Origin of the sequence: [Brevibacterium] flavum, from assembly GCF_019317305.1 — a bacterium.
GTDB lineage: Bacteria > Actinomycetota > Actinomycetes > Mycobacteriales > Mycobacteriaceae > Corynebacterium > Corynebacterium glutamicum.
On sequence record NZ_CP079240.1, the window covers coordinates 2,695,212 to 2,721,228 of the forward strand.

Below are 26,017 nucleotides of genomic sequence, written 5' to 3' on the forward strand. Positions count from 1 at the left end.
CTGGCAAGCACAAACCCCCAGCTAAATGATGGTTTCGCTGGGGGATGCTTGATGGGAAAGCTTCGTTAGGAAGAAACCCTTTCGATGGTCGCTCCGAGTTTCTGCAGATTTTCCACGAAGTTGGGGTATCCGCGGTCGATGTGGAAAACATCGTGAACTTCGGTCACTCCGTCTGCGCAAAGGGCGGCAAGAACCAGTCCTGCTCCTGCACGGATATCTGAAGACCACACGGAAGTAGAGGAAAGCTGTTCAATTCCTCGGATTACTACGTGGTGCCCATCGACATTCGCGTCAGCGCCCAGGCGAAGCATTTCATCGACGAAGCGGAATCGTGATTCAAAGACATTCTCTGTAATTACTGAAGTTCCATTAGATACTGCGTTGATTCCAATTGCCATGGGTTGCAGATCTGTAGGGAACCCTGGGAACGGGAGGGTTTGGTAGTCGGTTGCCTCAGGCTGCTTATCCATTTGGACGCGGAAGCCGTTTTCGTAGGTTTCCACCTTGGCGCCGGCGATCTTGAGCTTTTCCAATGGAAGGTGCAGATACCTTGGTGCGATTCCGCCAACTGTAATATCGCCACGAGTCATTGCAGCGGCGTATGCCCACGTTCCGGCAACGATGCGGTCGCCGATTACTTCGTGCTGAGTTGGGGTGAGTTTCTCTACGCCTTCGATGGTGATGGTTGGGCTTCCTTCACCTTCAATGTTGGCGCCCATGGAACGAAGCATACGGCAGAGATCAACAATTTCTGGTTCGCGCGCTGCGTTATCTAATACTGTGCGTCCTTCTGCCATGACGGATGCAGTGAGGATGTTTTCGGTGGCGCCGACGGACGGGAAATCCAGGGTGATGTTGGCACCGACGAGCTTTTCAGCTTCTGCAACTACTGCACCGTGGGAAATGCGGGTGGTGGCACCAAGCTTTTCCAGGCCGCTTTGATGCATGTCGAGTGGACGGGATCCAATGGCGTCACCGCCGGGAAGGGATACAACTGCGCGACCACAACGTGCTGTCAATGGACCAAGCACACATACGGATGCACGGAATTGGGTGACTGCTGGGAAGTCAGCATTGGAGCTGAGTTCTGCAGGGGTAGTAATGGTTACGGTTGAGCCGTCGATGGTGACATCGCAGCCAAGACCAACGAGGACGTCGCGCATCAGGGGGACGTCGAGGATTTCGGGGCAATTGGTCAGAGTTGTTGTGCCTTCAGCGAGAAGTGCTGCTGCCATGAGCTTCAAAACGCTGTTTTTTGCGCCGTCAACTTTTACAGCGCCCTGCAGCCGTGCTCCACCAGTGACTAAAAACTTGTCTTTCACGTGCCCCACCTTATCCTTGTTCCCCACCCCTGTGCGTAACGACAGCTAGAATCTCAAGTTATGGCCGTTCATTTAACCAAGATCTATACGCGAACCGGGGACGATGGAACCACGGGGCTCTCAAATTTTGAGCGAGTTCCCAAGGACGATCCCCGCCTTATTGCATACGCCGACTCCGATGAAGCAAACTGTGCGATTGGCCAAGTGCTTGCACTCGGCAGCCCTACGGAAGATATGGCAATCTTATTGCGGACTATTCAAAATGAACTTTTTGATGTGGGCGCAGACTTAGCAACCCCGATTGAGGAGAATCCGAAGTATCCCCCACTTCGAGTTCTTCCGGAATATATCGAACGACTTGAGAAGGAGTGCGATAAATGGAACGAGGATGTGCCGGCGTTGGATTCCTTCATTTTGCCGGGTGGCACGCCAGCAGCGGCACTCTTGCACACCGCAAGGGTAATTACGAGGCGCGCGGAGAGAGCAGCTTGGATAGCGGTGCGGGAATTTCCGAGCACCACCTCTACCTTGCCAGCCCAATACCTGAATCGTCTTAGCGATCTGCTGTTTATTCTTTCCCGTGTTGCCAACAATGGCAATGATGTGAAGTGGGTTCCGGGCGGAAAAAGATGAAAACCACCCTGCGACCGTGATTGAAACGGTGCAGGGTGGCGTCGTAAAGCAAAATCTTTTTAAGGCAGTGCGCCGATCCGGCGTGCTGCGTTGACTGCCTCGTAGCGCGTGTGGGCGCCGAGCTTGCGCATGACCGAGCGCAGGTAGCTCTTGACGGTTTCCGCGCCGATGCCCATCTCTTCAGCAGCTTCGACGTTGGTGTGACCGAGCGCGACACAAGCCAGCACGTCCAACTCACGCGCGGACAGCTTGGTGGTCTGCTTGATGCGGACTGGGGTGACCATCTGATCGCAAAGCTCTTCCAAATCGCGGCGCAGATCCTCATCGGTCACACGATTTGCCAGCATGCGCAGCTTGGAATGAGTGGAACGAACCTGCTCCCACTCCGCCCCATTCATCACGCGGCTAGCTTTGAGGGAACCGCGACCATCAGGAACGCCATTGCGGCGAAGCGCGGAGTTGATCGCCAGGTTTTGTTCCAACGTGCGCGCAGTCATGGTGACTTCTTCAATAACAGTGTCGCCGAGACGCACCGCAGAGTGAACGCCAACATACAAAACGCCACGGATTTCGCGGTGCACGATCACGGGAACTGCGACAATGGAATGAAGGCCCTCATCCTGAATCGCGGAATCCTTCTCATGTGAAATGACATTTGCCCTGGTGTAATCACTCACACCAACCGGACGACGGGTTGCGACGACGCGTCCACCAACGCCCACACCTGGTTCAATGACCAGATTCTGCAGAGCCGGGGTACGCAACCCAACCCACTGAGTAATTTGCAGGCGATTGTCCTGCAACACAGTGGCGAACATGGTGACTGGGATGCCTGTTGCGGTTTTCAGCGATGTCAGCGCCGAACGAATAGCATCTTCGTCATCTTTAATCCGCTGGGTATCCACCTTCAGATTTCCTCCTGCTTTACACCCGTGCTGGTACACCCATAGGGCGCGTCACGAGTAACAATCATTCGACAAGGGTACAGTGTACTTCCCCTTTGGGGGTGAACATAGTCGAGGCGGATCGCTAATATGTTGGCACGGGTGTCCATTTGCTTTGTTTTTCGGGGGTATTTAAATAAGTTCCCCACCCCTCAAGGACTACCCCCGGTTGAACATTTCCTTGATTGCTGGTAGTTAACCCCCAGTTCACGCCGGTTTTAGAGAAAAACTCAAATCCCTGTCCGGCCAGCCACCCCTCAACACACCCGCTACCCCCATTTGCGGTATTAGCTAAACTCAAGTTTGCTGAAATTAGTGTCATAGAACACCTTTTTCCTTGTGGAAAAAGTGAAATTATTGGACGAAACTGCCAAACCTTTGGGATTTTTCCGACAACGGACTTCTTTAAAAGATGCTTTTCGACGCCACTCCCCAACCATTGACCCCGCGAGAAATATTCATTGAATAGACATCGTTTTACCTGCAGATACTCTCGGTCTATAAATAATGAACAGAACTGTCTATTTTTAGAATTGCTTTTTGTGTAAACTCAAGTCACAGAGGCTGCTTCAAGTAAATGTTTCGTAATTGTTTACAGCGTTTACTCGAGCGGACAACCAACAAAAACAGCACTTCAACGATTGGAGCACACCCCACAATGGGCAACGTGTACAACAACATCACCGAAACCATCGGTCGCACCCCACTGGTAAAGCTCAACAAGCTCACCGAAGGCCTGGACGCCACCGTTCTGGTCAAGATTGAGTCATTCAACCCAGCAAACTCCGTGAAAGACCGCATCGGCCTGGCCATCATTGAAGCAGCAGAGCAGTCCGGTGAACTGAAGCCGGGTGGCACCATCGTTGAAGCAACCTCCGGCAACACCGGTATCGCACTCGCAATGGTTGGCGCTGCACGAGGCTACAACGTCGTCCTCACCATGCCAGAGACCATGTCCAACGAGCGTCGCGTCCTGCTCCGCGCTTACGGTGCAGAAATTGTTCTCACCCCAGGTGCAGCTGGCATGCAGGGCGCAAAGGACAAGGCAGACGAGATCGTCGCGGAGCGCGAAAACGCAATCCTTGCCCGCCAGTTCGAGAACGAGGCAAACCCAAAGGTTCACCGCGAAACCACTGCTAAAGAAATCCTCGAAGACACCGACGGCAACGTGGACATCTTCGTCGCAGGTTTCGGTACCGGCGGAACCGTAACTGGCGTTGGCCAGGTTCTGAAGGAAAAGAACTCAAACGTTGAGATCTACGCCGTTGAGCCAGAGGCTTCCCCACTTCTGACCGCTGGCAAGGCTGGCCCACACAAGATCCAGGGCATCGGCGCAAACTTCATCCCTGAGGTTCTAGACCGCAAGGTTCTCGATGACGTGCTCACCGTCTCCAACGAAGACGCAATCGCTTACTCCCGCAAGCTTGCTGTCGACGAAGGCATCCTCGGCGGCATCTCCACCGGCGCAAACATCAAGGCTGCGCTGGACTTGGCTGCAAAGCCAGAGAACGCTGGCAAGACCATCGTCACTGTCATCTGTGACTTCGGTGAGCGCTACGTCTCCACCGTTTTGTACGAAGACATCCGCGACTAATTTTTAGCAGCTGTGAACCACTCAAGCTCTGAGCTTGGGTGGTTTTTTCATGTCTCAAGGTCGTGCCGGGTGCGATTCGGGTCGGTTTTGAGTGTCTTTAAGTCCTTTTAAGTCCTTCTTTGCCCGTGAATAATTCTCTGAATAGTTTCCACGTGCCGTTAAGTCACGCTGTTAGACTTGCCTGCATGCTCTCGACAATAAAAATGATCCGTGAAGATCTCGCAAACGCTCGTGAACACGATCCAGCAGCCCGAGGCGATTTAGAAAACGCAGTGGTTTACTCCGGACTCCACGCCATCTGGGCACATCGAGTTGCCAACAGCTGGTGGAAATCCGGTTTCCGCGGCCCCGCCCGCGTATTAGCCCAATTCACCCGATTCCTCACCGGCATTGAAATTCACCCCGGTGCCACCATTGGTCGTCGCTTTTTTATTGACCACGGAATGGGAATCGTCATCGGCGAAACCGCTGAAATCGGCGAAGGCGTCATGCTCTACCACGGCGTCACCCTCGGCGGACAGGTTCTGACCCAAACCAAGCGCCACCCCACGCTCTGCGACAACGTGACAGTCGGCGCGGGCGCAAAAATCTTAGGTCCCATCACCATCGGCGAAGGCTCCGCAATTGGCGCCAATGCAGTTGTCACCAAAGACGTGCCGGCAGAACACATCGCAGTCGGAATTCCTGCGGTAGCACGCCCACGTGGCAAGACAGAGAAGATCAAGCTCGTCGATCCGGACTATTACATTTAAGAACAGTTAGCGCCCTACCTGAAGGTCAGGCAGGGCGCTTTTTTGGGAAGCTCCAGAGTGCGTTTGTTAGCCACGCACTAGAGACCTTTAACCGTCTAAAACCGCCCCTGTGCGCTTCTCAGCACTACTCGTGAGAACCATCCCCCTGTGCCAGCTAGTTCTTTAGATCCTTATACTCAGGGTTCTTCTGAATGAAGCCAGCGACTGCAGAGCAAGCATCATGAATACGGATACCGGACTCACGTGCATCATCCAAAGCAAACTTGATCAATGGCGCAGACAGTCCCTGTCCACGGAATTCAGGCTTAATAACAGTGTGGTTGAAGTTGCGGATATCCGGGCCGTCTAAATAGCTGGCAAATCCAGCTGGCTTTCCATCAACGCTGATAACAAAGCGCCTCTGTCCTTCATTGTGGACAATCTCAATGTTTTTGTTCTCGCTCATGTGCGTTCTCCTCGGTATCTCATCCCGGTGGAATTAACCGGAGCTACTCTTCCTTTATACCTTTTGAACACAAAGACACCCTGTTTTATTTCCTAAGAAATAAAACAGGGTGTAGATGGTGGCCAGAGCCGGGATCGAACCGGCGACCTTTCACTTTTCAGGCGAACGCTCTACCGACTGAGCTATCTGGCCAGGGGCTGCTCTACAGTATAGACCAACTCCAGCGACCCTGACGGGACTTGAACCCGCGACCTCCGCCGTGACAGGGCGGCGCGCTAACCAACTGCGCCACAGGGCCTTAAAGCCATGCACTATTCAGTGTTTGTCACACTGTCCTGCGCACAGATGAATACTCTACACAGACCGGGCGATTAGCCACAAATCCGCTGGTCAAAACTAAGATCTGTGGCCTGTAAGTCACAAAGCTGCAACTACCTCACGCATAAGCTTCGCGGTTTCACTCGGAGTTGTTCCCACGCGAACACCCACGGCCTCCAATGCATGCTTCTTTGCTCGCGCAGTGCCTTCTGAACCTGTCACGATGGCGCCAGCATGCCCCATGGTCTTTCCTTCAGGGGCGGTAAAGCCTGCCACGTAACCCACAACTGGTTTTGTCACGTGCTTAGAAATGAAGTCAGCAGCGCGTTCCTCTGCATCTCCACCGATCTCACCGATCATGACGATTGCCTTGGTCTCAGGATCAGCTTCAAAGGCCTCCAGAGCGTCGATATGGGTTGTACCAATGATTGGGTCACCGCCAATACCAATCGCCGTAGAAATGCCAATATCTGAAAGTTCGTACATCATCTGATAAGTCAGTGTTCCCGACTTTGAGATCAACCCGATCGGGCCGGAACCTGCAATGTTTGCCGGCGTAATTCCCGCAAGAGATTCGCCGGGAGTAATAATGCCTGGGCAGTTAGGGCCAATGATGCGGGTGTGTCCCACCTTCTTGGCATAAGCCCACGCCTCAGAAGCGTCACGCACTGGGATGCCCTCAGTAATAATCACGCACAGTGGGATGTGAGCGTCGATAGCTTCAATGATCGCAGCTTTGGCAAAGGCTGGAGGAACGAAAATTACGGTGACATCCGCACCCGTTTCCTCCATTGCTTCCTTAACAGTGCCAAATACAGGCAACTCAGTGTCATTGATCAAAATGGTTTGACCAGCTTTGCGGGGGTTGGTGCCACCCACGAGCTTCGCACCAGAGGCTAAAATTCGACGCGCATGCTCTGAACCTTCCGAACCGGTAATGCCCTGAATGATGATGCGGGAATCTGAATTGAGAAAAATAGACATGATTAAACAGGTGCTCCTTAACTAATTAGCGGTTGCGAACTGGCCGTGCTGGGCAAGATTGGCCAAATGGGCAGCGTGATCAGCCGCTGCATCCATACCCTCCACAACGGTGACCAAAGGGTGGTTATATTCCGCGAGGATTCGTCTGCCTTCCACCACGTTGTTGCCATCAAGGCGCACCACAAGAGGCTTCGTTGCTTGATCGCCGAGCACATCCAAAGCTCCAACGATTCCCTTTGCCACCACATCACACGCGGTGATGCCACCAAACACATTCACAAACACACTGCGTACCTGGCTATCCCCAAGGATCACATCGAGACCAGCAGCCATCGATTCAGCTGATGCTCCGCCACCAATGTCTAGGAAGTTCGCGGGGCGCTGCCCACCATGGCGTTCACCAGCTGCAGCCACGATATCCAACGTGGACATCACCAAACCTGCACCATTGCCAATGATGCCCACAGAGCCATCAAGTTTCACGTAGTTCAGATCATTCTTCTTGGCCTTCAGTTCCAAAATGTCCAAGCCACCGGCAGATTCAGCCAACGCACCACGGTTATCATGGCGGAAATCAGCGTTATCATCCAGCGTGATCTTGCCATCAAGCGCAATCACATCGCCGCCATCCGTGAGCACCAACGGGTTCACCTCAACGAGTGTTGCTTCCTCTTCGTAATACACCTGCCAGATCTTGATCAGCACCGGAATGACTTTCTCTGCCACCTCAGCTTCAAAGCCAGCAGCAGTGACAATCTCCCGCGCTTTGTCCTCATCAATACCAGTGAGGGGATCCACTTCCACCTTTGCCAAAGCTTCAGGCTTTTCCTTCGACAGGATCTCGATCTCCATGCCACCTTCAACAGAGCACATAGCCAGATACGAACGATTCGCGCGATCCAACAAAATGGAGAAATAGTATTCCTCAGCAATGTCAGCGCCCTGCGCCACCATCACCTGATCAACAGTGTGTCCTTTGATATCCATGCCGAGAATCGCATCCGCAGCATCAAAAGCCTGAGCCGACGTCGGTGCCACACGGACGCCACCCGCCTTGCCACGTCCGCCCACCTTGACCTGAGCCTTGACGACGGTCAGTCCGCCGATTTCCTCAGCCGCTTTCCTCGCCGCCTCTGGTGTTGATGCCACAATTCCCTTCAACACTGGCACACCATGGGTTTCAAAGAGGTCCCGTGCTTGGTATTCAAAAAGATCCACTGCCAATTCCATTTCCGGCCCATGCTTAGAGCCTTCTGCGTCTTTAACAAAGTCTTCCCGTAAAAGTAAGTGTTTCAACTCACCAATATGATCGTATTGTGAAGTCTAACACTGTAAACTTTGCAAATTGCAACAAAATTGGATCCGTGGTGCTCAGCCCCCACCCCTTGGGAACTTTTCCGCAGGTTTTCCGGCAACTAGCCGGTCAAAACATGACATCCGTGAGGCTTAACCTGACAGCCCCTAGAGTTCGACTTCTTAACACCGACTTCTCAAAGGCGACTTCACTAGGAAATCCAGGAAAATCCGACTGAAATCGACCACGAGAAGTTGAGCATAAGAAGTCGCTACCGTGAAGTCGTAAGCAAGAAGTCGAACTTAAGAAACCCCCGCTCCTAAGAAACCCGAAACCTGAGACCCCAAAAACACACCAGAAAATAAAAAACAGAGGCTGTACAATTTCTTGAAGAAAAAGTACAACCTCTGTTGTCACATTGCTGCGACCCTGACGGGACTTGAACCCGCGACCTCCGCCGTGACAGGGCGGCGCGCTAACCAACTGCGCCACAGGGCCTCATGTGCAGCATTTCACTGCTACTTCCTTTGGGGAAGTAGTACTCCCAACGGGATTCGAACCCGTGTCGCTGCCGTGAAAGGGCAGTGTCCTAGGCCCCTAGACGATGGGAGCTCGTCGCTCTCGGCGACTGGATAAGAATATACGTGACTTTTTTCAAACCGCAAAATCGCGCCCTGACCTGCATGTTTAGAGACATGTTTTGTGAAGGTTTGAAAGCAGTCACGCACATAGGTCCCAAAAGTTAGTTGCAGGTGCCGTCGACGGAGCAGCTTTGGCCGTCAATGACCTCAAATGGGCTGACTGGGTTTTCGGCTGCCCACTCTTCGAAGGCTTTTTCTACGGTGCCGGTGAATACTTCTTCTTGTTGGGCGCCGTTGATGGCGTATTTGCGGTCGAAGACAAAGAAGGGCACACCTTGGACGCCGAGTTGGCGGGCTTCGTGGACGTCTTGTTGGACTTCGTTGGTGTACGCGTCGGATTCGAGAGCTTCGCGGGCTGAACTGGCATCGAGGCCAACCTCTGCAGCAATGGAGACCAGCACATCGAGGTCATCAACGTTCTTGCCGTCTACGAAGTGAGCCTTGAAGAGTTCCTGCGCCACTTCTTGTTGCTTGCCGTGGGCTTTCGCGAAGTGGGTAAGGCGGTGCGCGTTGATGGTGTTGGCCGCGATGGTTTCGTCAGGATTCATTTCAAGTCCGGTGGCTTGTGCCATTGCTTGGACTTGGCCGTTCATTTGGCGGGCCTGCTCGAGGCTCATGCCCTTGGCGTCGGCGAGGTATTCAACGTCGGAACGCAGTGGGTGGGTTTCTAGGCCTGGCATGAGTTCGAAGCTCTTGTATTCCACTTCGATGCGTCCGGCCTGGTCAAAGGTACTTAGGGCGTCGTCGAGGCGCTTTTTGCCGATGTAGCAGAAGGGGCACATGATGTCGCTCCACACTTCGATTTTCATTTTTGCTGGTGCGGAGAATTCAATAGACATAGCTTTAAACGTCCTCGTTTTACGCGTAGTTGGAATAGATTTATTCATATATCCCAACCACATACGCCCGCTAACTATTCCGCGCGATAACTGCTGTGACGGTTTCGAGCATGGTGGTGAAGCCGGGTTTTTCGATGGGAAAATGCCCGCAGTCCTTGAGCATAACCACGTCAGTGGGCGCCTTGAGGCGCGAAAGCGTACGCAGACTGAGCTCAACGGGAGTCAGAAGGTCGTGGTCAGGGTGCATCAGAGTGACGGGAACTGCACCCAGTTTGGCCTTGTGTTGCACATATGACGCGAGGAAACCCCAGGTTATTTTGGATGCTCCGCTAAATTCATCGGCCGCGCACAATTTGCTCAGGGCTGGGCTGCGGCTGATTTTGCTGAAGTTCAACACTCTGGTCACGGGAATTTCACGGTTGCGCAAGCGGCCTTGGATCAAACGAGTCAGCGGTGAAAACCTGAACAGTGCCCGGCGCGTCGGCTGGTCGGAGGGGTTGAGCAGGCAGGTGGCAATGACGTGTGCGACCAGTCCTGTGCGGTGTGCAGCTTCTGCGCAAAGCAAGCCTCCGGTGCCTGCACCGATCAGGATGAGTGGCCGACCGTCGTCTTCGGAAGAGATGAAAGCTTCTAAAAGGCGCAGCCAATCGTCGTAAAGCGGAGTTTTAGGCAGGTCGATCGCGGCGAGGTCCGCGCCCTCAATGGCCGCGACGAGGGGCCAGAGGGCGCCACTATGGGTGCCTAGCCCATGCACCACGATAACGCGGACGGGCGCTTCTCGACGTCTCCTTGCAATGTGAACCCTTTTGTTTTCCCATTCCCAAAAGGTGTGCTCGGGTTCAATCCCCGTACGATGCTTGAGCGGTATGAAGGCCTCGTATGGGTTGGTCATACTCCCAACCTAACAAAAGGTCTTCATTTTTCTCAGCAGCTACTGTGTGTGAGGAAAAGAAAAGTACCCCTGGCTCGGAGCATTCTCCAAAACAGGGGTACTTAAGATGTGGGCCCATTGGGACTCGAACCCAAGACCTGCGGATTAAAAGTCCGTAGCTCTACCAACTGAGCTATAGGCCCAACTCAGACCATATTAGTACATGGCACCGGCCTTATTAAAATCGGCCTCAATTAGCTACCAAACACTAGCCTGACCTGGTCTAATTTAACGCTCAAAACCCAGGTGATAAAAGAAACCGCCGCCTCGAAATGTTGTCGAGGCGGCGGTTTCTAAACCAAGAAAAAACTTATGCCTTCATGGAGCCGTTCTTAGCCAGGTTGATGTGGAAATCAAACGCGGTTGCAAGATCATGAGGGGTCTGCATGTACTTGTTGTCACCGGAGGTTGCGCGAGCGTAGTACTCCTCGAGCAGTGGGCGGTAATCAGGGTGTGCCAGGCCGATCATCTTGGCAACGCGCTCACGTGGAGCCAGGCCACGAAGGTCTGCGTAACCGTACTCAGAGATAACAACCATGACATCGTGCTCGGTGTGGTCGATGTGGGATGCGAAAGGAACGATCGCAGAGATTGCGCCGCCCTTTGCCTCTGAAGGGGTGATGAAGCTGGAGATGTAGCCGTTACGGGTGAAGTCGCCGGAGCCGCCGATGCCGTTCATGACGCGGGAGCCAGAAACGTTGGTGGAGTTGACGTTGCCGTAAATGTCAGCCTCGATGAGACCGTTGGTGGCGATCAGGCCGACGCGGCGGATGACCTCTGGGTGGTTAGAGATCTGCTGTGGGCGCAGGATAATGGACTCACGGTAACGCTTTGCGTCGTTGTTCATCTTCTCTGCGTACTCAGGAGACAAGGAGAAGGAGGTTGCGGATGCAACGGTCATCTTGCCGGCGTCGATAAGGTCAACCATGCCGTCCTGGATAACCTCGGTGTAAGCCTGGATGTTCTCAAACTTGGACTCCAGCAGGCCTGCCATCACAGCATTAGGCACGTTGCCCACGCCGGACTGCATGACGTAACCATCGTAGGAAAGACGGCCAGCTGCAACTTCACCTTCGAGGAAGTCGAGGAAGTTACCGGCGATCTTCTTAGAGATGTCATCGACAGGCTTAAATGGTGCGTTGCGGTCTGGGGTGTTGGTTTCAACAATTGCGACAACCTTGTCGGTGTCGAATTCGATGTAGGTCTTACCGATGCGGTCGCCGGCCTTGTTGATTGGCACAGCGATGCGGTTTGGCAGTGCTGGTACAGACCAGATGTCGTGCATGCCCTCGAGGTTCTCGGACTGCCAAGAGTTAACCTCGAGGATGACCTTCTCTGCAGCGTTGAGCCACTCAACGTTGTTACCCACGGAGGAAGAAGGGATGAGGTGTCCGTCTTCAGTGATGCGGGTGACTTCAATGACAGCTACGTTGAGCTGGCCGAAGAAGCCCTCTTCAACCTGCTGGCCGGAGTGGGACAGGTGGATATCGGAGTATCCCATGGAGCCGGAGTTGATCTTGTTACGCATGATTGGATCAGATGCGTATGGCATGCGCCAGCGGATAGCGTCAGCTTCTGCAAGTACGCCATCGCAGTCAGGGGCGGTGGAGGCGCCAGTGAACAGGTCGATTGCGTAGTCGTTGCCTGCACCGTGTGCTTCTTTAGCCCGGTTAGCGATTGCCGTAGGCAGTGCCTTTGGGTAGCCAGCGCCGGTGAAGCCGGAGAAACCAACCTTGTCACCGTGGTTAACAAACTGTGCCGCCTCGTCGGCGGACATGAGCTTGGAGCGCAGCTTTTCTGAAGCAATGCGATCAGACATTGAATACCTCCTCAGGTAATCGGACTTTTTCAAATTTTTCCCGCACTGCTATACCCAAGCAGAACACATAGGTGTGCCACTTCAGCAAGCAGAATGCGACCATTTTAACGTCCGACAAAATTCGTTAACGCAGTTCACACCATTGCTTCAAGGTTCGACCAATCTTTTCAGATAGGTCACTTCAACCGGAAGCATATGATGTACCCCACTTTGATGTTGTGTCCCAAGGATAAACCATCGTGACAGAAAATGCCCGAATACTATCTGTGAAGTGGGATTTCAAGGCCCAGCATTACCCCCAAATTTGCATGCCCCCTGTTTGCAAGCCTCCCAAAGCCCAGGAATAAAGCTCAGACCAACCCTAGAGCCCGCGAAGCTTAACCCAACCCCAGCCCCCAAAAAGTGAAAGCACACCACTTTCCTAGTTGCGCCCTGCTCACAATTTGCTTCAAATATTTTGCCCAACCTGATTCACGGGGGACAATAGTTAGGTGACTTTAAAAATCGGCCCCTTTGACCTTGCCTCCCCTGTGGTTCTAGCCCCCATGGCTGGTGTAACCAACGTTGCTTTCCGCACGCTGTGCCGTGAACAGGAAATGCAACGCACGGGAACAATCTCGGGGCTGTACGTCTGTGAAATGGTGACTGCGCGTGCTCTTGTTGAGCGCAATGAGAAAACCATGCACATGACCACCTTCGCGCCGGATGAAAATCCCCGAAGCTTGCAGCTGTACACGGTTGACCCGAAGTACACCTACGAAGCGGCGAAGATGATCGTTGATGAAAACTTGGCGGATCATATTGATATGAACTTTGGCTGCCCGGTTCCAAAGGTCACGCGCCGGGGTGGCGGTTCTGCGATTCCTTACAAGCGCCGTTTGTTTGAAAACATCGTTTCCGCGGCTGTGAAGGCTACGGAAGGCACGGACATTCCGGTGACGGTGAAGTTCCGCGTTGGTATTGATGATGAGCACCATACTCACTTGGATGCTGGACGCATTGCTGTCGACGCAGGCGCCAAGTCCGTAGCGCTTCACGCCCGCACTGCGGCGCAGCGCTATTCCGGTGAGGCTGATTGGAACGAGATCGCGCGCCTGAAGGAGCATTTGGCAGATACCGGCATCCCAGTTTTGGGCAATGGCGATATTTTCGCGGCATCCGATGCAACGCGCATGATGGAGCAAACTGGCTGCGATGGCGTCGTGGTTGGGCGTGGTTGCCTGGGCAGGCCTTGGCTCTTTGCTGAGCTGTCTGCTGCTGTTCGTGGAGAAGAAATCCCAGAGGAGCCTACCTTCGGCGAAGTTACCCAAATCATCCTGCGCCACGCAGAACTCCTCATGCAGCATGATGGCGAAACCAAGGGGCTGCGCGATCTGCGTAAGCACATGGGTTGGTACCTGCGCGGTTTCCCTGTTGGCGGCGAATTCCGCTCCAATCTGGCCAAGGTTTCCACCTATGTGGAGCTTGAGGATCTCCTAGCACCATGGGCTGACTCCACCGCCAAGGCAGAGGACGCGGAAGGTGCACGAGGTCGACAGGGTGCTCCAGCAAAGGTGGCACTTCCAGACGGCTGGTTGGACGATCCTGAGGATGCCACTGTTCCTAAAGGCGCAGAAATGGAAAACTCCGGAGGGTAGTTAATTTAATACTTACCCCCGCCAATAGTTGGCTATCCCCCATTATTAGGTGATTCAATCTTAAAGGGGTGTTTTAGGTCTGCAGAAATACCATTATCGCTTTATAGTGTTGCCATGCGTACTGCATATAGACAGCAATTGGATGAATTCGCACACGATCTAATCATTTTGTGCGATCTAACTAAGGAATGCATGGATAAGGCGACTGATGCCCTCCTGCGCACTTCTTTGGCATCGGCAGAAAGCGCTTTAGGCAATGCAGAAAAGCTTGAAGAGCTTCGTACTGGATGCGAGTCTCAAGCCGTCGAACTTTTGGCGCTTGAAACTCCTGTAGCCCGTGATCTTCGCCAGGTTGTCTCCTCCATCTACATCGTGGAAGAAATTACCCGCATGGGTGCTCTGGCAATGCACGTGGCTAATTCCGTGCGCCGCCGTTACCCCGATCCGGTGATCCCGGAGGACATGCGTGGCTATTTCAAGGAGATGGCCCGCCTCGCAGCTGACATGACAGATCATATTCGTCAGATCCTCATTGATCCTGAACCAGATCTTGCCCTAGAGATGGCTAAAAGCGATGACGCGGTGGATGATCTGCATCAGCACATCATGCGTATTCTCACGCTGCGTCCTTGGCCTCACGACACCAAGAGCGCGGTTGATTTGACGCTGCTTTCCCGCTTCTACGAGCGTTACGCCGATCACACGGTAAACGTGGCCGCCCGTATCATTTACCTGTCCACCGGGCTGCACCCGGAGGAGTACATGGAAAAGCGCGAGCAACAAAGGGCCGATGCCGACATGGAGAAGCGCTGGGCCGAGCTGGAGCGGCAGTTCCGCACCAGCGAGTAAAAAGCTGCTTCTCGACGCTAAAAGCCACTACCCACCATCTGAAATTAATCAGGTGGTGGGTAGTGGCTTTAATTCTTCGATTTATCCGAAGCGGCCGGAGATGTAATCTTCGGTTTCCTTCTGATCTGGGTTTTCGAAGATCTTCTTGGTAGGTCCGATTTCAACCAGACGACCTGGCTTACCGGTCGCCTCCAGGGAGTAGAACGCGGTCTGATCGGACACACGTGCAGCCTGCTGCATGTTGTGGGTCACGATGACGATGGTGAACTCTTCCTTCAGCTCGTGGATAAGGTCCTCCACAGCCAGGGTTGAGATTGGGTCAAGCGCGGAGCAAGGCTCGTCCATGAGGAGGATTTCTGGCTCAACCGCGATCGCGCGAGCGATGCACAGACGCTGCTGCTGACCACCGGAGAGGCCGCCGCCTGGCTTGTCCAGACGATCCTTAACCTCTTCCCACAGGTTTGCGCCACGAAGAGACTTCTCAGCAACTTCCTTGAGCTTCTTCTTGTTCTTCTCGCCGGAAAGCTTCAGACCTGCAACCACGTTGTCCTCGATGGACATGGTTGGGAATGGGTTAGCCTTCTGGAAGACCATGCCGATGGTGTTACGGACTGCAACTGGGTCGATCTTGGAGCCGTAGATGTTCTCACCGTCGAGAAGGATCTCGCCCTTGACGTATGCACCTGGGGTGACTTCGTGCATTCGGTTGATGGAGCGGAGAACTGTGGACTTGCCACAGCCGGATGGTCCGATGAATGCGGTGACAGAGCGTGCAGGAACCTCGAGGTTCACATTCTGCACTGCGTGGAAATCACCGTAGTAGATGTTGACATCATTGAGCTTGAGCTTCGACATCGCTTTAGATACTCCTGTTGTATTTTCTGAGATTATTATTGCTTGACAGAGAACTTGGCGGAGATGATTCGTGCGCCAATGTTCAGGACAGCGATGATGAGCACCAGGGTGAGGGCTGCGCCCCACAGCTTGTCCAGCGTTGCTGGTGCGGTGCCGGCCTTGTACATATCAAGCATCATCAGTGGAAGGGAAGCCTGCGGACCGCTGAATGGGTTCCAGTTGATGGCCTGGGAGGAACCGACCAAGACCAGAACTGGTGCGGACTCACCCATGACACGAGCGACTGCGAGCATGACGCCGGTGACGATACCGGACAGTGCGGTTGGGAGAACGATCTTTGCGATGGTCTTCCACTTTGGCACGCCCAGTGCGTAGGACGCTTCACGCAGATCCTGAGGAACAACGCGGAGCATTTCTTCGGTGTTTCGGATGATCACTGGAACCATCAAAATCACCAGTGACAGGGACACTGCGAAGCCGGAGCGGTCGAAGCCGAAGAGCACGATCCACAAGGAGTACACGAACAGTGCCGCAACGATGGAAGGAACACCGGTGAGGATGTCAACCATGAAGGTGGTCAAGCGTCCGAGACGGTTACCGTTGGAGTATTCCACCAAGTAGATTGCGGTGAAGATACCGATTGGAATGGAAATCACCGAGGTGACTACCGCCTGCATGAAGGTACCGATCATGGCGTGAGCTGCACCGCCGCCTGGAAGCATCAGCATGACGCCAGCCTGGGAGGTGGACCACCAATCAGCAGTGAGGATCGGAGCGATGCCTCGAGAGATCACGGTCCACAGCACCCAAACCAGTGGCACAGCTGCGATGAGCATCGCACCATAAATGATGACGGTTGCTACGGTGTTGGTGGTCTTACGGCTGGAGGAGATGTCGGTGAAGGCTGAGCTCTTCTTTAAAGGCTCATCCATGCGCGGAGTAACAACATTGTTAGTCATGATTTTGTCCCCTTCTACTTTCCGCGGTTGACCATGGCGCGAGCGCCAGCGTTGACGATGAAGGTAAGGGCGAACAGCACGAGGCCGGCGGAGATGTACGCGCCTGCGCGGGTGTTGTCGTTGAATTCTGGTGCGGCATTGGCGATGGCCGTTGCGAAGGTGGTACCGCCATCGAAAAGCGAGAAGCGGAACGCCGAGGATGGAGAAACAACCATGTATAGCGCCATGGTCTCACCCAGTGCGCGGCCGAGGCCGAGCATCGCGCCGGAAACGTAGCCGGACATACCGAATGGGAGAACCGTCAAACGAACGACTTCCCAGCGGGTTGCGCCAAGTGCAAGAGCAGATTCAATGTGGCCCTTTGGAGTCTGTACGAAAACTTCACGTGCGGTTGCTGCGATAACAGGAAGGATCATCACTGCGAGCACGATGCCACCGGTGAGCATGTTACGGCCGGTAGCAAAAGAAGGTGAGTTTTGGTAAGTAGCGAAGAGGAAGAAACTTCCGCCCCAGCTTTCAATCCAGGTGTAGAAACCGGACAGAGCTGGTCCGAGCACCTGCCAGCCCCAAAGGCCGTAGACGATGGAAGGCACAGCTGCCAGCATGTCCACCATGTAGCCAAGTGGCTTAACCAGGCGCTTTGGTGAGTAGTTGGACAAGAAGATCGCAATACCAAGAGCAATCGGCATGGCGATGATCAGTGCGATGACAGAGATGAGAAGTGTTGCAGCTAGCAGGTTTGGAATACCGAAGTACATTGCATCAATGTCGGTGGTGTTCCAAGCGCCTGAATAAGTGAAGAATCCGCCAATACCTTCAGCATTTCGCATCAAGGCGGGAACAGCACGCCAGATAAGGAACGCCGCAATGGCAATGATTATCGCAGTAATGATTGCTGCAGAAGCGGTGGATAGGACTTCGAAGATGCGATCGCCGGGACGCTTAACGCTTCCGCCACCTTCGGCGACAATCTTCTTTGAAGGCTTGGTCTGAGAGGAGTTCGCATTAACTGCTACAGGATGTGCCTGCACCCTGGTTGCATCCAGGCGTTGCTTCTCCGAGACTGACTCATTAGTGGCCATTGGTGGTTTATTTCCTTAACTGGCGTATTGATAAAAAGCTTGTTAGGAAAATCGGGCGCCCTACCCCCAATTGCTGGGAGAGGGCGCCCGATTCACTTAAAGTGCAACTTCACACTGGTTTCATGAAGCTACGGCAGCGGTTTATTACTGAATTGCTTCAACTGCTGCAACGAGGCGATCGTAGTGCTCGCCGGTAACTGGGATGTAGCCGAGAGCCTCGAGCTGGTCATCCTGGGAGTCCAGTGCAACGGTCAGGAAGTCTTTGACCTGGTCGCGGGTGGTCTCGTCGTAGCCTGCGGAGCAGACGATTTCGTAGGTGGTGAGGATCAGTGGGTAAGCACCGGCTTCGTTCATTGCGAACATAGCGTCGGTGTCAACAACCATGTTGTGACCCTCAGTCAGGAAGTCGAGTGCACCAAGTGCAACGCCAACGGACTCAGCGTTGAGTTCAACTGGGCCGGAACCGAAGTCGATGTTTGCAACGCCCAGGCCGGACTGGTTAGCGAAACCAGCTTCAACGTAGGTGATTGCACCCTCGATGTTGGAAGCCTCAGAAGCTACACCGTTGGAGCCCTGCGCACCGGAGCCAACCTCGGTTGGGAACTGCTGGCCTTCGGTCTCCCAGATGTCGGTGGAAGCTCCGAGGAACTTCTGGAAGTTGTCGGAGGTACCGGACTCTTCGGAACGGTACAGAACGGAGATGTCCTGGTCTGGGAGGTCGGTGCCCTCGTTCTGGGAAGCGATTGCTTCGTCGTTCCACTTGGTGATCTCGCCCTTGAAGATCTGAGCGATGGTGTTGGTGTCCAGGTTCAGGGTGTCAACGCCAGGCAGGTTGTAAGCAACTGCAACTGGGCCAATAACGAATGGCAGGTGCCATGCTTCGTTGCCGTTGCAACGTGCTTCTGCTTCTGCAGCCTGGTCGTCCTTCATTGCGGAGTCGGAGCCACCGAAAGCAACCTGGCCTGCAGTGAAGTTGGTGCGGCCGGAACCGGAACCTGAAGGGGTGTAAGCCAGAGATGCACCGCTGACAGCCTCGGAGTAACGGATACCAAAGTAGTCCATTGCGGACTGCTGGGAAGATGCACCTTCAGCAACGAGCTGACCGGTAACACCGGAAAGGCCCTCAATGGATGCAGCATCGGAAGAACCGGTGGAAGCTGCAGATGAGGAGGTGGAATCAGACTCATTGGAGTCGGAGCAAGCTACAAGAGCGAAGGAGCCTGCAGTAACTGCGCCCACAAGGGCGATGGAGCGCTTAAGAGTGAGGTTCACGGGGAAGCCTTTCCGGTTTAAGTGAAGACATCGTCTGAGCAGATCCTGTAGGCGGGCTAGTTTCCCTCCGGATTGCTCACGACTTAAAAACCTAAGACCTTGAAATGACTAACTCAGGCCAATTTGGTTAACAACTTATGAACTCTGGGCTATCGTTCGGCAAATTCTGCCACTACCCACATCTCACTCGTAACGTTTGGAGACTCTAATCACAAAAATCGGCGATTTTCGACCCCTCCGGAACGAAAATCACCGATTCTTATTATTCTCACAGGTTTTTAGCAAGTCTCTTTTTTACTTTTCGTAAACTACGTGGCTTTCCGCGACAGTGAATCCCAGTTTTTCGTATGCCGCGACTGCCGGAGTGTTGCCAGCTTCCACATAAAGAATCACTTTTCGAGCACCATGAGCCCTCATGTGATGCAGTCCGAGGCGAACAAGCGGATCTCCCAAGCCGCGACCACGGTAGGCTGAAGAAAGGCCAACTACGTAAATCTCTTGTAATTCTGGACTGTGCTGCTTTACCCAGTGGAAGCCAACGATCTCTTCGCCGTCCCAGAGGAATAACACGTCAGAGTCCTTGTACCAATCGGCTTTCTGAGCCTGCGCCAACCGATGAGTTGTCCATCCGCCCTGCTCGGGATGCCAGTCGAATGCTTCGTTGTTGGATTGAAGCCATTTAGCCTCAGCTACTGATTTCTCCACAGGGGCATTCGCCAAACTACTGTGTGTAATTCCATCTGGATCTTTGTATGCTGCAGAGTCATCGAGCGCCCTGTCGGAAATCTCCATCACCAGAAGCTCGCGAGTCTTCTTCATACGCAGGGTGGATGCCAACGCTTGTGCACCTGCGGTATTTCCATGCGCCCAGATTGATGAGGTGGGGGCGGCGTCGATAAGCGCCTTACCGATTCCCTGACGCCTGTGCGCCGGGTGGACAGCCAGTTCCGTGGTTTCCTCATCCGTGGCCGCGAGGCCAACCAGTTTGTCATTGAGCGTAACTATTAAATGGGAGTGACCAAGTCCGGGTTCTGCAAGCCCACGGACAAATTGTTCTGATAAAGCATCCACGCCATCAACTGCGCGAACCTCCTTCAAAAGCAATAGTGCCTGCTCACGGAGGTCACGATCCAGCGCGATTTGAGTGCTTTTAATACGATCGGAAGTATTCATGTCCCCAGGTTAGCCCCAAGTTTGAATCTCTTGCAGGAACGTGGGGTAAAGATATAGATGTGGAAAAATCCAGAAAACGACTTGTGACCATCGCAGCATCGACAATTGGGGCCGTTGCGGTGGCTGGCGGCGCTTTTTGGATCGTTGACGCTTCCATTGCAGCGCACGCGGAACGCAACTTGTCTAAAGCAGTTGCGGAATCCGCAGATCTTGAAAACGACCCGCGAGTATTCCTCGGCAGCTCCATTTACTCCACGGCGTTTTTTACCGGCAAACTCGACTCCGTGAGCATCGACATGCTGGACGTGGAAATCCCCGGCGTCGGCATGGTGAATGCACGCACAGAGGTAGAAAGCGTGGAAGTCTCACGGGATCAAATCCTCTCCGGTGACCTCGACGGCACCACTGCGGAAATCTTCACGCGCACATTACGCATGGACGGCGTCGCAATCGGCGCACAGCTCGGAATCACCGACCTCGACATCTCCCACCCCATCGACATCTCCCCCTCCGGCGGCATCGCCTCAGAAGCGCTCCTGACAGGAACCCCACCAGACATGGAAGACCCGGTCAGCGTGCTGGTCACCCTTCGCCTAGTCGGCTCAGAATTCCAGATGCTGCCGCACGAGCTTATCGACGCACCCTCCGGACTCACCCTCGACGATGTCGCCCCCGACTTCACGTGGAAAATCGACACCCTGCAACTACCCCTCGCAGATCGGGCAATGGCGGTTTACCTATCTGGTGGCTCCGTCCATTTCCAATCTGAAGCCCGCAACGTCCAGCTCACCACCCGCGAACTATCACCACTAGCTGCACCGGAAGAAAACTCCGATGAATCCTAGATGCCAAACGTGCGCACCCGGAGGAAATCACGGACGTGCTTAAACAAATGGACAGCCCAATTCATGATCGGCGGTGTCGGATGCGTCTTCGGCGCATACACTCGCACCGCATCAGTGATTGATTCCAACACCACCTTTGTTGGTTTGCCTTCATACTCACCATCAACTTGGAAACGCTGATCGCTGTCGCACGTGAGCGTTACTTTCTCCGCATCATCAAAAGCAATGGTGCGCTTAGCGATCAACTTCTCCAACTTCCGACCATGCCCCACGCCAATCAGGTGCATCATCGCTGCCACTCCCCCGAATCCTCGCACACTAGTCAAGCCAAAAAGCCCCAGACCTGTATCAAAAGAATTCTGCGGATTTGTCACCACAGGAAGCGGACCCAAAAAAGTCCACGGATTGGTATTCGAGGCAAGCAGCATTGGCACTTCCTCTTTGTGCAATTTGTGCCCTTTGCTGTCCACCGCCTCCACGGTAATTTTCGGTGGCTTAATCTGAGTTTTCACCCACGCCCGAAGACTCACCTGCAGATACAACAACGGTGAAGCCGCAAAGCCGAAAGATCTCGCCCGTTCGACCCTGGCAATAACATCCGCATCAATACCAAACCCAGCATTAACCGCGAACCAACGAGTCCCCTGATCATCACCCTTCCACGTACCCAAGGTGATAGTTCTGGTGTGGTTCTTCCGAATCAACTCCACCAGGGCATCAGCGGCAGCATACGGGTCAGTGGGGTAACCAAGCGCACGGGCAAACACATTGGCAGACCCCGTTGGCAACACCGCAATCGCCGGCAAATCCTCAAGGTTTCTAAAATCACCTTCCGCCGACCCAAGTAACCCATTTATCACTTCGTTGACGGTGCCGTCCCCACCCGCGGGGATAATCACATCAAAATCATCCACCGTCAAACCCGCAACCATTTCCTCCGCATGGCCTCCATAGTGCGTAAACCTCGCTTCAAGCGACACACCATCAAGCGCCATCAACGCAGGCACCACACGACGGAAAAGTTTCTGCGTCTGCGTGGTCGACTCAGGATTCGCAATCAGAAGAACATGCACGTTGTCTAAGAGTAGTGCCAAAACGCTAGTCTTGAGTGTCATGAGCGAAAATTCCACCCCTAATAATCCAGTCGTCCCAGGTGCAGGCGCAGACGGCCCATCACTGTCCGATTCTGCAAGCATCAGCGGATCCGACGCAGTAAACCTCGCTGCCGAACAATCCAAGAGCACCGCTCACCGCAACATCCCAGGCCTAGGTGACCTTCCTATCCCTGACGACACCGCTAACCTCCGCGAAGGCCCCAACCTCCACGACGGACTCCTCGCGCTCCTCCCTCTCGTCGGCGTCTGGCGCGGCGAAGGCCAAGCCGACACCGCAGAAGACGGACAATACGCATTCGGCCAGCAAATCACCTTCGCCCACGACGGTGAAAACTACCTCTCCTTCGAATCCCGCATGTGGAAACTCGACGAAGAAGGAAACCCCACCGGCGTCGACCAGCGTGAATCTGGCTTCTGGCGCATCAATCTCAAAGATGAAATCGAATTCGTCTGCACCCACGCCGGCGGAGTTGTGGAAATCTACTACGGCCAGCCACTCAATGAGCGCGCCTGGCAGCTTGAATCCGCATCTACCATGGTCACCGCCACCGGTCCTTCCACCCTTGGACCAGGAAAGCGTCTCTACGGACTGCTTCCAACCAACGAACTCGGCTGGGTTGATGAGCGTCTCGTTGGCGACGCCCTCAAGCCACGCATGTCCGCACAGCTCACCCGCGTGATCGGCTAGTTTTTTCTAGTTCACCGTCACAGGCGACCAACAGGCTCGAATTTTAGGAGCGGTTGGTCGCCTGTTTTGTTTCTTAAGTTCGATACCGCACTAGCGGGTTCACATTTCCAATATCGCAAGCTCAATTTCTCAACTCCAATTTCCGTCCACTTTTGGCGTTTTCCTAGTGGTATCAAATATGCGAAATTGAGTACAAGAAACCGCTGATGCGAAATCGTTAGTGTGAAATCGAACTTAGCGCCCAAAGCACCCAGCAAGTCCCAGCGCCAGCCTCTACCCCAGAGCTTTGGTAATCAGCGCCTTGATTTCTTTTTCATTGTCTGGTTTCCGTAATTTGTGTCCATCGAGCCTGGTCACCCGAACTGGTCCGCGGACGGAGGACACTAGCCACACGCTGTCGGCTCCGAAAAGATCGTCAATGCTTAAGTCTTTTTCTTTACATCGCCATCCTTTTTCGGTTGCGTGTGCAAAGAGTGCTGCTTGGGTGGTTCCGGGGAGAATATCGCCACCGGGTGAAGGGGTGCGGATTTTGTCGCCTTTGAAACTCACTACGGTGGAGGTGGCGCCTTCTAGAACGCGGTCGCCATCGGTGAAGATCACGTCGTCGAATCCGTTTGATTTGGCGTAGCGCAGGGCTGCCATGTTTGCTGCGTAGGCCAGTGTTTTGGCGCCGACTGTCAGCCATGGTGCGGGGGTTCGTTCCACTTTAGATAGCTCGCCTCGGGTGGCTTTTCCGATTCCGGGGAGGCCGGTGTCGATGGAATATCCTCTTGAACTGGTCATGACCGATACACCGTGTTCACGTTGCGCCAGTTTGTCGGAGGAGACTGGGGTGATGGTTAACCATCCTGAGGCCAGCCCCGTGGAGGAACGACCTCGGCTGAGCGTCCAGGTGCATGAGGCCTCGCCTGCGTTGGGGTGGGAGTACCAGGATTCGATGCCCATTTGGGTGGCTTTTTCCCAGTCTTCCAGGATCGGCTCTGGCAGTCCCAATAGTACTGCCGATGCTTTGAAGCGTTCTCCGTGTCGGCGCACGTTGCAGGCATGTCCGTCGCGGATGAGGAGTGTTTCAAAGATGCCATCGCCTCGGGTTAAGGCTGCATCGTCCCAAAAAACCATTGGTAGGTTGGGGTTTTGTTGCCGGATGGACCCGCCGTAGGGTTCGACAATTAAGATCACCGGCGTCGGTGCAGACTTTATTTGTGGTTCAAGCGCCATAACGCCTGATTATGCACGGTTAAGGCGCATCTCGCTCACTGGTGCTAACCACTTGCGCTTTTGGAAGGAATAACCCTTCCTGTCAGATTGTGGGTACTATCGAAGACGTGGCTAACGAACAAATCGAGGTCGCGAACAACACTGATCAGATTCCTGCAGGATACAAGTCCCCTCTTCTTTCTAGAAGTGGTGCGGCAGAAGCGCAGGGCGCTGCTGCTCAAGCAGGTACTGAAGGTGTCGCGTGGCATTACGGTTCCCCTCTCGTCGAGCAACGCATCTTCGAAACTGGCACGGGCTTAGTTGACCGTTCTAATCGCAAGGTGATCAAAGTCGAAGGGCCTGATGCCCCCACGTTCCTCAATAATATTTTGTCCCAAAAGGTTGATTCCGTTGAAAACGGCTTTACTGCCGGTGCCCTGGATTTGGATGCGCAGGGTCGTATTCAACACACAATGCAGGTAACTGTCGTCGATGGGGTTTTCTACCTCGACACGTCCGCGGCGGAGTTTGATACCCTCATCGGTTTCTTGACCAAGATGATTTTCTGGTCGGAAGTCACCGTCGAGGAAGCCGATCTGGCGATCATCACTCTGCTCGGCCAGGAAATTGCCCTTCCGGACGCGGTCTTTGCCCGTAGGGTCGATTGGAATGGGCCATCGCGTATCGACGTCGCCATCCGGCGTGAAAACCTGGAGGAGGGCGTCGACAAGCTCCTAGAAGCTGGTGCGAAGCTCACCGGTCTCATGGCTTACACGGCCGAGCGCGTGAAGGCGTTGGAGCCCGCTGCGGGCGTGGATTTGGATGATAAGACCATTCCCCATGAAATCCCCCATTGGATTGGCCGTGGCGAACATTTAGGCGCAGTGCATTTGACCAAGGGTTGCTACCGTGGGCAGGAAACTGTCGCGCGCGTTGATAATCTTGGGCGTTCCCCGCGCGTGCTGGTTCTGCTTCATCTTGACGGTTCCGCACCGCTGGATCCTGTGACTGGCGCTGAAATCAAGGCCGGTGCGCGCACCGTTGGTCGTCTGGGCACCGTTGTCCATGACGCCGATTATGGGCCAATTGCTCTCGGGCTGGTTAAGCGCAGCGCTTTGGATAAAGAATTTCACATCGATGATGTCTCTGTAAACGTCGACCGCGATCTGCTTCCTGCGGAGGAAAGTGAACAACGCGGACGCGCAGCGATCAATAAGCTCAAGGGTCTTTAACTAAAACGATTTATAGCGAAATTTAGGCGATTTTTAAACGATACGAAAATCGCCTACTTTGGCATTTTATTTTCATGAACACGCAGGTCAAGGGTTAGTTGCAGAAATTTTCCGAATAACAGGCTATTGTGTCTATCAGGAATACAGTTAATACATCTTGAAAAGCCCATGGGCCATCCGAATTCCCAGGATCGGCCCGCTCACTCCAAGGGGGTCAGGCAATGGGTCGCGGTCGCGCGAAGGCAAAACAGACCAAAGTTGCTCGCCAGTTGAAGTACAGCTCTCCAGACATGGATCTCGATTCGCTGCAGCGGGAGCTGGCTAACCAGTCTCCTAGGCGTTCCTACTCCGATACCCCTGATGATGAGGACCAGTACGCAGAGTATGCGGACTGGGATGAGGACGACACCGACAATCGTGCCTACGGCACAAACTGATTTCGTGTGTCCTTAACTCTTCCGAGTTGAGAACCTCAAACCCATCAATTAGGTGGCTTTGCGACCGTTTCAAGGTGTCACATTCACCTCCAACGGTCCTTATCCCGTTCAACCACTACCGTAGAAGACGGCGCAAGGTTTGACGCGGACAAGTCCCAGG

General features: G+C 54.0%; 24 protein-coding genes and 5 tRNA genes. 9 read left to right on the plus strand and 20 right to left on the minus strand.

Features of this window, described 5'->3' with window-relative positions; genetic code table 11:
* Nucleotides 1-65: 65 nt before the first annotated feature.
* Nucleotides 66-1,322 (minus strand): UDP-N-acetylglucosamine 1-carboxyvinyltransferase, encoded by a 1,257-nt coding sequence (murA, locus tag KW808_RS13165; protein ID WP_003857072.1) that lies wholly within the window; start codon nucleotides 1,320-1,322, stop codon nucleotides 66-68.
* A gap of 60 nt (nucleotides 1,323-1,382) precedes the next feature.
* On the opposite strand from murA, the gene KW808_RS13170 reads away from it, so the two are divergent.
* On the plus strand, nucleotides 1,383-1,955 hold the full coding sequence (locus KW808_RS13170) for a cob(I)yrinic acid a,c-diamide adenosyltransferase (protein WP_003863166.1): 573 nt from the start codon (nucleotides 1,383-1,385) through the stop codon (nucleotides 1,953-1,955).
* A 59-nt stretch (nucleotides 1,956-2,014) separates the two neighbouring features.
* On the opposite strand, the gene ramA is transcribed toward KW808_RS13170, so the two are convergent.
* Nucleotides 2,015-2,860 (minus strand): acetate metabolism transcriptional regulator RamA, encoded by an 846-nt coding sequence (gene ramA / locus KW808_RS13175; protein WP_003863163.1) that lies wholly within the window; start codon nucleotides 2,858-2,860, stop codon nucleotides 2,015-2,017.
* A gap of 697 nt (nucleotides 2,861-3,557) precedes the next feature.
* Between ramA and cysK the strand changes: the two genes are divergently transcribed.
* Complete coding sequence (gene cysK / locus KW808_RS13180; RefSeq protein ID WP_003863161.1) at nucleotides 3,558-4,493, plus strand: cysteine synthase A; 936 nt, start codon at nucleotides 3,558-3,560, stop codon at nucleotides 4,491-4,493.
* A 185-nt stretch (nucleotides 4,494-4,678) separates the two neighbouring features.
* Nucleotides 4,679-5,245: a serine O-acetyltransferase EpsC gene (epsC, locus tag KW808_RS13185; RefSeq protein WP_006286028.1), complete on the plus strand. Its 567-nt coding sequence runs from the start codon at nucleotides 4,679-4,681 to the stop codon at nucleotides 5,243-5,245.
* Nucleotides 5,246-5,399: 154 nt separating this feature from the next.
* On the opposite strand, the gene KW808_RS13190 is transcribed toward epsC, so the two are convergent.
* The 11 genes from KW808_RS13190 to scpC form a co-directional block, all read right to left on the minus strand.
* On the minus strand, nucleotides 5,400-5,690 hold the full coding sequence (locus KW808_RS13190) for a GNAT family N-acetyltransferase (RefSeq protein ID WP_003863159.1): 291 nt from the start codon (nucleotides 5,688-5,690) through the stop codon (nucleotides 5,400-5,402).
* A 116-nt stretch (nucleotides 5,691-5,806) separates the two neighbouring features.
* Nucleotides 5,807-5,882 (minus strand) — tRNA-Phe (locus KW808_RS13195).
* A 32-nt stretch (nucleotides 5,883-5,914) separates the two neighbouring features.
* Nucleotides 5,915-5,988, minus strand: a tRNA-Asp gene (locus KW808_RS13200).
* Nucleotides 5,989-6,107: 119 nt separating this feature from the next.
* The gene (gene sucD / locus KW808_RS13205) at nucleotides 6,108-6,992 is read right to left on the minus strand and encodes a succinate--CoA ligase subunit alpha (protein WP_003863158.1); all 885 of its coding nucleotides are present in this window, start codon (nucleotides 6,990-6,992) and stop codon (nucleotides 6,108-6,110) included.
* 21 nt (nucleotides 6,993-7,013) lie between these two features.
* A complete protein-coding gene (sucC, locus tag KW808_RS13210; protein WP_034983274.1) occupies nucleotides 7,014-8,210 on the minus strand; it encodes an ADP-forming succinate--CoA ligase subunit beta in 1,197 nt (398 codons plus the stop codon).
* 500 nt (nucleotides 8,211-8,710) lie between these two features.
* Nucleotides 8,711-8,784, minus strand: a tRNA-Asp gene (locus tag KW808_RS13215).
* A 41-nt stretch (nucleotides 8,785-8,825) separates the two neighbouring features.
* Nucleotides 8,826-8,898 (minus strand) — tRNA-Glu (locus tag KW808_RS13220).
* Between the two features lie 130 nt (nucleotides 8,899-9,028).
* On the minus strand, nucleotides 9,029-9,766 hold the full coding sequence (locus KW808_RS13225; protein ID WP_003863154.1) for a DsbA family oxidoreductase: 738 nt from the start codon (nucleotides 9,764-9,766) through the stop codon (nucleotides 9,029-9,031).
* Nucleotides 9,767-9,836: 70 nt separating this feature from the next.
* Entirely contained in the window at nucleotides 9,837-10,658 is an 822-nt protein-coding gene (locus KW808_RS13230; RefSeq protein WP_462574057.1) for an alpha/beta hydrolase, read from the minus strand.
* Between the two features lie 109 nt (nucleotides 10,659-10,767).
* Nucleotides 10,768-10,840: transfer RNA gene (locus tag KW808_RS13235), tRNA-Lys, on the minus strand.
* A gap of 167 nt (nucleotides 10,841-11,007) precedes the next feature.
* Nucleotides 11,008-12,516, minus strand: coding sequence for a succinyl-CoA:acetate CoA-transferase ScpC (scpC, locus tag KW808_RS13240; RefSeq protein ID WP_003863150.1), 1,509 nt, complete (start codon nucleotides 12,514-12,516; stop codon nucleotides 11,008-11,010).
* A 491-nt stretch (nucleotides 12,517-13,007) separates the two neighbouring features.
* Between scpC and dusB the strand changes: the two genes are divergently transcribed.
* Nucleotides 13,008-14,153 (plus strand): tRNA dihydrouridine synthase DusB, encoded by a 1,146-nt coding sequence (gene dusB / locus KW808_RS13245; RefSeq protein ID WP_003858945.1) that lies wholly within the window; start codon nucleotides 13,008-13,010, stop codon nucleotides 14,151-14,153.
* A 114-nt stretch (nucleotides 14,154-14,267) separates the two neighbouring features.
* Entirely contained in the window at nucleotides 14,268-15,002 is a 735-nt protein-coding gene (phoU, locus tag KW808_RS13250) for a phosphate signaling complex protein PhoU (protein WP_034983171.1), read from the plus strand.
* Between the two features lie 81 nt (nucleotides 15,003-15,083).
* On the opposite strand, the gene pstB is transcribed toward phoU, so the two are convergent.
* The 5 genes from pstB to mshD form a co-directional block, all read right to left on the minus strand.
* Nucleotides 15,084-15,857, minus strand: a complete 774-nt coding sequence (gene pstB / locus KW808_RS13255; RefSeq protein ID WP_003858942.1) for a phosphate ABC transporter ATP-binding protein PstB — start codon at nucleotides 15,855-15,857, stop codon at nucleotides 15,084-15,086.
* Between the two features lie 35 nt (nucleotides 15,858-15,892).
* Complete coding sequence (gene pstA / locus KW808_RS13260) at nucleotides 15,893-16,816, minus strand: phosphate ABC transporter permease PstA (protein ID WP_003863146.1); 924 nt, start codon at nucleotides 16,814-16,816, stop codon at nucleotides 15,893-15,895.
* Between the two features lie 14 nt (nucleotides 16,817-16,830).
* The gene (gene pstC, locus KW808_RS13265; protein WP_003858938.1) at nucleotides 16,831-17,898 is read right to left on the minus strand and encodes a phosphate ABC transporter permease subunit PstC; all 1,068 of its coding nucleotides are present in this window, start codon (nucleotides 17,896-17,898) and stop codon (nucleotides 16,831-16,833) included.
* A gap of 144 nt (nucleotides 17,899-18,042) precedes the next feature.
* Nucleotides 18,043-19,170, minus strand: a complete 1,128-nt coding sequence (pstS, locus tag KW808_RS13270) for a phosphate ABC transporter substrate-binding protein PstS (RefSeq protein WP_003863145.1) — start codon at nucleotides 19,168-19,170, stop codon at nucleotides 18,043-18,045.
* A gap of 294 nt (nucleotides 19,171-19,464) precedes the next feature.
* Nucleotides 19,465-20,343: a mycothiol synthase gene (mshD, locus tag KW808_RS13275; RefSeq protein WP_003863142.1), complete on the minus strand. Its 879-nt coding sequence runs from the start codon at nucleotides 20,341-20,343 to the stop codon at nucleotides 19,465-19,467.
* Nucleotides 20,344-20,402: 59 nt separating this feature from the next.
* On the opposite strand from mshD, the gene KW808_RS13280 reads away from it, so the two are divergent.
* Nucleotides 20,403-21,188 (plus strand): LmeA family phospholipid-binding protein, encoded by a 786-nt coding sequence (locus KW808_RS13280; RefSeq protein ID WP_003863140.1) that lies wholly within the window; start codon nucleotides 20,403-20,405, stop codon nucleotides 21,186-21,188.
* On the opposite strand, the gene KW808_RS13285 is transcribed toward KW808_RS13280, so the two are convergent.
* The gene (locus KW808_RS13285; RefSeq protein WP_003863139.1) at nucleotides 21,185-22,303 is read right to left on the minus strand and encodes a diacylglycerol/lipid kinase family protein; all 1,119 of its coding nucleotides are present in this window, start codon (nucleotides 22,301-22,303) and stop codon (nucleotides 21,185-21,187) included. The two genes, KW808_RS13280 and KW808_RS13285, sit on opposite strands and share 4 nt — an antisense overlap.
* Between KW808_RS13285 and KW808_RS13290 the strand changes: the two genes are divergently transcribed.
* Entirely contained in the window at nucleotides 22,302-22,991 is a 690-nt protein-coding gene (locus tag KW808_RS13290; protein ID WP_003863137.1) for a heme-binding beta-barrel domain-containing protein, read from the plus strand. The two genes, KW808_RS13285 and KW808_RS13290, sit on opposite strands and share 2 nt — an antisense overlap.
* A gap of 273 nt (nucleotides 22,992-23,264) precedes the next feature.
* Here KW808_RS13290 and KW808_RS13295 read toward each other — a convergent pair whose 3' ends face one another.
* On the minus strand, nucleotides 23,265-24,209 hold the full coding sequence (locus KW808_RS13295; RefSeq protein WP_034983173.1) for an aminodeoxychorismate lyase: 945 nt from the start codon (nucleotides 24,207-24,209) through the stop codon (nucleotides 23,265-23,267).
* Nucleotides 24,210-24,298: 89 nt separating this feature from the next.
* On the opposite strand from KW808_RS13295, the gene ygfZ reads away from it, so the two are divergent.
* A complete protein-coding gene (gene ygfZ, locus KW808_RS13300) occupies nucleotides 24,299-25,420 on the plus strand; it encodes a CAF17-like 4Fe-4S cluster assembly/insertion protein YgfZ (RefSeq protein ID WP_003863134.1) in 1,122 nt (373 codons plus the stop codon).
* Nucleotides 25,421-25,641: 221 nt separating this feature from the next.
* Nucleotides 25,642-25,857, plus strand: coding sequence for a DUF3073 domain-containing protein (locus KW808_RS13305; protein ID WP_003863131.1), 216 nt, complete (start codon nucleotides 25,642-25,644; stop codon nucleotides 25,855-25,857).
* The last annotated feature ends 160 nt before the right edge of the window (nucleotides 25,858-26,017 follow it).

Bases quoted from the DNA above. Each gene is read 5' to 3' on its own strand.
- KW808_RS13225 (WP_003863154.1), bottom strand. From the start codon at position 9,766: ATGTCTATTGAATTCTCCGCACCAGCAAAAATGAAAATCGAAGTGTGG.
- cysK (WP_003863161.1), top strand. From the start codon at position 3,558: ATGGGCAACGTGTACAACAACATCACCGAAACCATCGGTCGCACCCCA.
- epsC (WP_006286028.1), top strand. From the start codon at position 4,679: ATGCTCTCGACAATAAAAATGATCCGTGAAGATCTCGCAAACGCTCGT.
- mshD (WP_003863142.1), bottom strand. From the start codon at position 20,343: ATGAATACTTCCGATCGTATTAAAAGCACTCAAATCGCGCTGGATCGT.
- scpC (WP_003863150.1), bottom strand. From the start codon at position 12,516: ATGTCTGATCGCATTGCTTCAGAAAAGCTGCGCTCCAAGCTCATGTCC.
- pstA (WP_003863146.1), bottom strand. From the start codon at position 16,816: ATGACTAACAATGTTGTTACTCCGCGCATGGATGAGCCTTTAAAGAAG.
- KW808_RS13285 (WP_003863139.1), bottom strand. From the start codon at position 22,303: ATGACACTCAAGACTAGCGTTTTGGCACTACTCTTAGACAACGTGCAT.
- pstC (WP_003858938.1), bottom strand. From the start codon at position 17,898: ATGGCCACTAATGAGTCAGTCTCGGAGAAGCAACGCCTGGATGCAACC.
- KW808_RS13295 (WP_034983173.1), bottom strand. From the start codon at position 24,209: ATGGCGCTTGAACCACAAATAAAGTCTGCACCGACGCCGGTGATCTTA.
- pstB (WP_003858942.1), bottom strand. From the start codon at position 15,857: ATGTCGAAGCTCAAGCTCAATGATGTCAACATCTACTACGGTGATTTC.
- KW808_RS13190 (WP_003863159.1), bottom strand. From the start codon at position 5,690: ATGAGCGAGAACAAAAACATTGAGATTGTCCACAATGAAGGACAGAGG.
- phoU (WP_034983171.1), top strand. From the start codon at position 14,268: ATGCGTACTGCATATAGACAGCAATTGGATGAATTCGCACACGATCTA.
- KW808_RS13290 (WP_003863137.1), top strand. From the start codon at position 22,302: ATGAGCGAAAATTCCACCCCTAATAATCCAGTCGTCCCAGGTGCAGGC.
- KW808_RS13230 (WP_462574057.1), bottom strand. From the start codon at position 10,658: ATGACCAACCCATACGAGGCCTTCATACCGCTCAAGCATCGTACGGGG.
- sucD (WP_003863158.1), bottom strand. From the start codon at position 6,992: ATGTCTATTTTTCTCAATTCAGATTCCCGCATCATCATTCAGGGCATT.
- KW808_RS13170 (WP_003863166.1), top strand. From the start codon at position 1,383: ATGGCCGTTCATTTAACCAAGATCTATACGCGAACCGGGGACGATGGA.
- KW808_RS13305 (WP_003863131.1), top strand. From the start codon at position 25,642: ATGGGTCGCGGTCGCGCGAAGGCAAAACAGACCAAAGTTGCTCGCCAG.